The 6,753-nt window shown below is 41.9% G+C and carries 6 protein-coding genes; 4 read left to right on the forward strand and 2 right to left on the reverse strand.

The features are described 5' to 3' along the window. The coding region (locus tag AAC037_RS17065) for a GMC family oxidoreductase (RefSeq protein ID WP_339904253.1) at positions 1-1,593 on the reverse strand (1,593 nt) is incomplete at its 3' end. Positions 1,594-1,608: 15 nt separating this feature from the next. Beyond that, positions 1,609-2,151, reverse strand: coding sequence for a gluconate 2-dehydrogenase subunit 3 family protein (locus tag AAC037_RS17070; RefSeq protein WP_339904254.1), 543 nt, complete (start codon positions 2,149-2,151; stop codon positions 1,609-1,611). A gap of 149 nt (positions 2,152-2,300) precedes the next feature. Between AAC037_RS17070 and AAC037_RS17075 the strand changes: the two genes are divergently transcribed. The 4 genes from AAC037_RS17075 to AAC037_RS17090 form a co-directional block, all read left to right on the forward strand. Beyond that, on the forward strand, positions 2,301-4,553 hold the full coding sequence (locus AAC037_RS17075; RefSeq protein WP_339904255.1) for a TonB-dependent receptor: 2,253 nt from the start codon (positions 2,301-2,303) through the stop codon (positions 4,551-4,553). A gap of 23 nt (positions 4,554-4,576) precedes the next feature. Then, on the forward strand, positions 4,577-5,182 hold the full coding sequence (locus AAC037_RS17080) for a nitroreductase (protein WP_339904256.1): 606 nt from the start codon (positions 4,577-4,579) through the stop codon (positions 5,180-5,182). Positions 5,183-5,184: 2 nt separating this feature from the next. Continuing rightward, positions 5,185-5,799 carry a gliding motility lipoprotein GldD gene (gene gldD, locus AAC037_RS17085; RefSeq protein WP_339680495.1) on the forward strand — a complete coding sequence of 205 codons (615 nt, stop codon included), beginning with the start codon at positions 5,185-5,187 and terminating at the stop codon, positions 5,797-5,799. Between the two features lie 113 nt (positions 5,800-5,912). Beyond that, on the forward strand, positions 5,913-6,753 hold an 841-nt coding region (locus tag AAC037_RS17090), incomplete at its 3' end, for a fatty acid desaturase (protein ID WP_339904258.1).

Genomic DNA, 6,753 nt, shown 5'->3' on the forward strand with positions numbered 1-6,753 from the left:
TACATTGGGACAGGCATGTACTTGATTCCATTCATTAAGTACCGATGTTTTTGGGTCTTTGCCCATTCGGGCTCCTCCCATTTCGTGGATGTCCAGACCCGGAGCACGTTTGTCGTCCCTAGTGCGGATATTGGTGAAACCTGCCGCCTCAAACATTTCCGACATTTGCTCCAAATAATCCTTGATCATGGCCTCATCATTGTCGTCATAATCCATGGCAATTTTCAATTGTGGTATACCCCATTCATCCTTTAGTTCGGAGTCCAGGCTTACCTGACTTTCTTCTTTAGGAATGGTTTCCCCCATCATGTGGGAGCCCATGCGCCAAGGACCATACTCCGGTGCCTTTGCCATGGATTTTTCCAGCTCATCGCCTATGCCGGAATAATCACTGATGGTTCGCCTACTGGAACTAAAGCCCGCTGCATAGCCTCTTAAAAAGTCTGTTTCTTGTTTGTGGAGGTTCCTGAACCTGGGGAAATAACCTGAGGTAGGTCTTCTTCCTTCTGTAGTGTATTCCTTCAACCCATCGTATTCTGCAGAGATGCCTGCACGGTAATTGTGGAAGGCAACATATTTCCCTAGCACACCACTGTCATTGCCAAGACCATTGGGAAAGCGGCTGGAAGTAGAATTCAGCAAAATTAAATTGGTATTCAAAGCGCTTGCATTGACAAAGATGACTTCTGCATAGAACTCCTTCATCTCTTTGGTTTGGGCATCGATCACCCTTACTCCTGTGGCCTTTCCTTTTTCATCATCATAAATGATAGTGTGTACCACTGCATGGTGATGCATGGTAAGGTTGCCTGTTTTGGCAGCCCAAGGAAGGGTGGAGGAATTGCTACTAAAATACCCGCCAAATGGACAACCACGCTGGCAAAGGGTCCTGTTTTGGCAAAGGGTTCTGCCCTGCTTGGCATAGAATTCTTGGTTGCCGGTGATATGGGCACAGCGTGCCACTACGATTTCTCTTTCAGGGTAATTGTTTTTCAGGAACTCCTTAAAGTATTTTTCTCCGGCAGTTAGTTCAAAGGGAGGTAAAAACTCCCCATCCGGCAAATTGGGCTTGCCGTCTTTGTTACCGGATACACCAATGAATTTTTCTACATGGCTGTACCAGGGTGCCAGGTCTTTGTAGCGTATGGGCCAGTCTACTGCAAATCCATCTCTGGCGGGACCTTCAAAATCAAAATCGCTCCACCGTTGAACTTGTCTGGCCCAGAGCAGGGATTTTCCTCCGGTTTGGTAGCCCCGAATCCAATCAAATGGTTTTTCTTGAACATAAGGATGCTCGGTATCTTTAACGAAAAAATGCTGTGTATCTTCTTTATAGGCATAACACCTGCTTACAACCGGGTTTTCCTCTTTCACATTTTGGAGAATGGCACCTCTATGCTCAAGTTCCCAAGGCATGCTGTTGGTGGTGGGATAATCTTTGACATGCTTTACTTCCCGGCCTCTTTCAAGTACCAGGGTATTCAATCCTTTCTCACAAAATTCTTTGGCAGCCCAGCCTCCACTTATTCCGGAGCCGATGACGATGGCGTCATAGCTGTTATCTTTTTTGCTTTTTATATTCAAATTGGCCATTGAGTCCTATCTAATTTATGCGTTTTCAATTAATTTACTGCCATAAAAACGTGCAGGAACCAGTTCGTATGGCTTTATTTCTGTCATAAAATATTCAGAATTAAGATATCCCTGCAAGGCAAAACGTTTGGTGGTATTCAGGAATTGGCGGGTATTTCCGGCTTCACTGTCATTTTCTCCTTCCAAGGCCATTCCTTTCACTATGGCTTCTTCGGCTTCTTTTTGGTCCATTTTAGAAAATGCCTTGCCATAGGTTTTCTTTGAAAAATCATCCCAGCCTTTAAGCCCTTTTACAAAACCGTTTTGTTGATCGGGGTTCAGACAGTCGTTACTCATAAGCAGCACAAAGTCCGGAATCATCAATTCTTCGGCTTTTTTAAGTGTGGTGCCGGGAAATATGGTATTGGTCACTTGGCTTAGCAAAGCATGATCGCTTTGAGTAACTTTTAGGTTTTGATAGGCTTGCAAAATGGATTCCTCGCTGAAGTTGCAGGCAGGTATCATGACTGCCCCTCCGGTAAGAATCGCTAATTGCTTCATAGCGGATCTTCTATCCATAATATTTTTTTGGTAAAATGAAAATACTGGAACAAGTTATTAAATTTTTGATTAACAGTCCAAGGTTTTTTTCATTGGTGGTACTTTCCCTTAAAAATGGTTTAATTTTACCGTTGAAACTTAACCACCACTATTATAAAAAGCGAAAAATGAAATTAACACTACAAGTAATAGTAATACTGCTTCTTCCGTTTGGGCTTTTGGCGCAGACGAGTATTAAGGTTTTGGATGCTGATTCTCAAGAACCTGTATCTTTTGTTACAGTAAAGGTAGACACCCGAAAAGCGGTGACTGCCAATGAGCAGGGAGAATTGACAGTAGACTTGACTGAGCCTTCTAATTTGCTGTTCTCACATATTGCCTTTGTTGACCAATTAGTTTTGGTGCCGGCTTCAGGTGAAGTAACGGTTTACTTGGAAAGAGGAGAAAATGCTTTGACAGAAGTTTTGGTCAGCTCCTTTGAATCTGAACGGCCATTGCTGGAGCAGGCTGCCGGAATCGCCAGGGTTGCAGAATCGGATTTATATCGGTTCAATGAAACCTCCTTGGTTCAGGCTTTCAACACAAAGCCCGGAATACGGATAGAGGAAAGAGCTCCGGCCAGTTACCGGGTTTCTATCCGAGGCAGTTCTTTGCGTGCTCCTTTTGGGGTAAGAAATGTGAAGGTTTATTGGAATGGCATGCCTTTCACTGCTGCAGATGGTACCACTCCATTGAACATGCTTGACTTATCCAATATTCAAAATACAGAAATAATCAAAGGTCCTGCAGGGAGTATCTATGGTGCAGGAAACGGCGGTGTAATCAGCTTTACCAGCAAGGAGTCCATAGATGAAAACAGAATCAGTGCTGCCCTATCTGTAGGTGACTTTGGACTGGTTCGGTACCGCCTGGGAGTTGATCAAAAATTGGAAAATGGTGGGGTTTCTGTGGCCTATGCCAGCCAAAAATCGGATGGGTACAGAGACCATACGGCCATGGATAGAGAAGTCGTGCAAGTAACCGGTTACTATCAGCCTTCAAAGAAACAGAAGCTTACAACACAAATCCTTTATTCCGACCTTTTCTATGAGTTGCCGGGAGCTTTGACAGCAGGTCAGGTGGCAGAAAACCCACAACAGGCAAGACCAGGTTCTGCAGCCCAAAATGCTTCGATCAAACAAAAATCCATGTATGGTACCTTGTCTCATGACTACAGGTTTAACCATAATCTGGACAACAAAACCTCGCTTTATATCAATACCACAGATTTTGAGAATCCTTTTAACCTGGATTATAAAAAAGAAACGCAGTTTAGCTATGGCGGTAGAACCAGTTTTACTTATGATGACATCTGGGCCAATATTCCGGTCAGACTTATTGGAGGTGGAGAATACCAGCTTTCCAAGACTTCTGCTCTGAATTTCGGGAACAATGGAGGGCAGATTGATACCGTCCGCTTTGGGGATGAGTTGCTGACCACCACTGCCTTCCTATTTCAGCAATTAGAAGCAGAGCTTACCGATAACTTGCTTATGACCCTAGGTTTAAGTGAGAACTTTTCCAGTTTTGATATCGCCAGAAATATTGACGCGATCAACGGGGTACCTTCCAATGCCAAGCGGACATTTGACCCTGTAATTGTACCAAGGGTAGCTTTGTCTGCAAAACTAAATCCCAATTCAGCCTTACATGCTAGCATTAGCTCCGGTTTTTCTCCACCAACCATAGATGAGGTAAGAACCAATGAGGGATCCATTAATTTGGATCTGGAAGCTGAAAAAGGAGTGAATTATGAACTGGGTTACCGTTCCAGCTTCAATAAAGGAAGGGTAAATGTGGATGGTTCGGTTTTCTATTTCAAACTGGATGGAACCATCACCCCCTTTGTGAATGAGCAAGGCGTGGTACTCTTTAGGAATGCCGGTGCCACCAATCAGAAAGGGATAGAGTTGATGGTAGATTATGCCTTGATCAGGAAACAAATGGGATTTGTTCAGGAGGCTAAAATTACCCATTCATTTACAGGTCACTATTTTGAATTTGTGGACTTTGTAAAAGGGGACACTGATTATAGCGGAAATGACTTGACAGGTGTGGCTCCACATACATTGGTGAATCAATTGGACATCAAGACCAAACCAGGTTTTTACCTGAACTTTACCCACCAGTTTGTGGATGATATACCCCTGAATGATGCCAATACAGTTTTTCAGGAAGCATACCACTTGATGAATTCAAGGGTAGGCTGGAGAGGAGATGTAGGAAATGCCCTTGATCTCGAGTTGTATTTTGGGGTACAGAATTTAACCAATGCGACCTATAGCTTAGGGAATGACCTAAATCCATTTGGGGGAAGGTATTTTCAACCAGCTGCGATAAGAAACTTTTATGGCGGAATAAAGGTTGGACTAAGATATTAACAATCTCAAAAAAGCAATTATTTATGAACAACAGGCCTGTATTCAATATAGAAGAAGTCAATAAAATTATACGCAATAGGAGGTCTCAATTTGTGGCCAAGTTCAAGGAAAATGATCCTGTTGATGACGGGGTCATTAAGGAGCTATTGGAGAATGCCAACTGGGCACCTACACATAAGCTTACAGAACCTTGGCGCTTTGTAGTTTTTTCAGGTGAGGGCTTAAAAAAATTAGCCGATTATCAGTCTAACTTATACAAAGAGCGTAGTAAAAGGACAGGCGTTTTTAAAGAAGCTGTATACAATAAGTTGAAAGAGAACCCTTTAAAGGCGTCTCATGTAATTGCCATTGGCATGAAGAGAGACCTGCGGGCAAACCTTCCTGAAATGGAGGAGATTTCTTCCGTAGCCATGGCTGTTCAGAACATGTACTTAACTGCTAGTGCTAGAGGCTTAGCCGGCTATTGGAGTACGGGTGCTCCTACATTTTGGCCGGAGGCAAAGGGCTTTTTTGGCCTGGGAGAAGAAGATATGTTGATGGGTTTTTTCTTTGTGGCCAAGCCTTCCTCTGATGGTTGGCCTGAAGGAAAGAGAAGCCCAATATCTGATAAAGTGACTTGGATAAAATAACAATGGTTTTTTTAAAAAAACTATATCAAAATCCTGCTTTGGCCTTTTGTTGGCTGGTCTTGTTGGTGATGGGAGCATGTAGTGAAGACTACCTTCCCAAACCTACGGGCTATAACCGAATTGATTTGCCAGAGCGGGATTTTGTTTCATTAAATAAAAATTTACCTTATAGGTTTGAACATTCCGCCTATGCGCAGATTGAAAGAGATTCCTTTAACCTTGATGAAGAAACCTGGACCAACGTACATTACGCAGGACTAGATGCCCGAGTGCACCTTACCTATAAGGAAATCAATGGTGATGAGGATTTGCTCAAAACTTATCTGAATGATGCCATGAGTTTGACCTTCAAGCATCAGGTCAAAGCTTATGGAATAGATGAAGCTGTTTTATTGACGCCCAAAGGTTATAGCGGCTTTGTCTCAGAGCTAAGCGGGGAAGTGCCTACTCAGTTTCAATTTTTTGTTACTGATTCTACACAACATTTTTTACGGGGAGCGTTATACTTCCAGACAGCAGTGAAAAATGATTCACTGGCACCCATAATTGAATACATCAAAGTTGATATGATGCATTTGATGAATACACTTTCATTTGAAAATGTCAGATTAAAGTAGTATATTTAGAAGTATATTTGTACCCTACCACCGGCTACTTTTTATATTTACTAGCGCCTAGCAACCTAGCGCCTAGCAACCATTCCAATTTTATTAAACAATTATTTACATTTATGGCTACGCCTAAATTTTCTAGACCAAAAATAACCTTTCACCAAGACTTAAAACAAAGGGTTGGAGAATATTTTAAAACTCATAACATTGCCCGATCAGGGAATATTGACCTTTTCATAAAGGCAGGTATCATGGTTGTGTCTTTTCTATTGCTTTACGTTCATTTGGTGTTTTTTACACCACATTGGGTATTAGGTCTTATAGAGTGCTTAATATTGGGTGCTTTGACTGCTTTTATTGGTTTTAATGTAATGCATGATGGTGCTCATGGGAGCTTTAGCGATAAGCCATGGCTCAATTCTTTAGCAGGAATGTCCATTAATTTTCTAGGTGCCAATGTTTTCATGTGGAAAACCAAACACAATGTGGTTCATCATTCCTATACCAATGTGGATGGGGTTGATGATGACTTGAATGCAAGGCCATTTTTACGCCTTTCACCTAGTCAAAAGAAATTTAAAATCCATCAGTTTCAACATTACTATTTTATTTTAACATATTCCCTGTTATACCTTTATTGGGTGTTTTTCACAGATTATAAAAAATATGTAACCAGAAAGGTCGGAGTAGTGCCAATTCAGAAAATGAAATTATCTGACCATATCAGTTTTTGGGGTTTTAAGGCCCTTCATTTGGTACTGTTTATTGCCATTCCGGTATATATGATGGGTTGGGTGCCATGGTTAATAGGCTTTTTGGTCTACAGTCTTTTTGCAGGTTTATTGTTGAGGCCCTATTACAAAAACTTGATATTTATTTTGCTGCTTTGGAGTGCTGTTGTGGCATATAGCAGAATCTATGTAGGGGTACATTACCCGTTAGATATTGTTAGCGGATTAA

The sequence above is a fragment of the uncultured Cyclobacterium sp. genome (genome assembly GCF_963976465.1).
Lineage (GTDB): Bacteria > Bacteroidota > Bacteroidia > Cytophagales > Cyclobacteriaceae > Cyclobacterium.

What these genes read in the sequence shown, in the direction of transcription:
- AAC037_RS17070 (WP_339904254.1), bottom strand. Translation starts at nt 2,151, where the DNA reads ATGGATAGAAGATCCGCTATGAAGCAATTAGCGATTCTTACCGGAGGG.
- AAC037_RS17075 (WP_339904255.1), top strand. Translation starts at nt 2,301, where the DNA reads ATGAAATTAACACTACAAGTAATAGTAATACTGCTTCTTCCGTTTGGG.
- AAC037_RS17080 (WP_339904256.1), top strand. Translation starts at nt 4,577, where the DNA reads ATGAACAACAGGCCTGTATTCAATATAGAAGAAGTCAATAAAATTATA.
- gldD (WP_339680495.1), top strand. Translation starts at nt 5,185, where the DNA reads ATGGTTTTTTTAAAAAAACTATATCAAAATCCTGCTTTGGCCTTTTGT.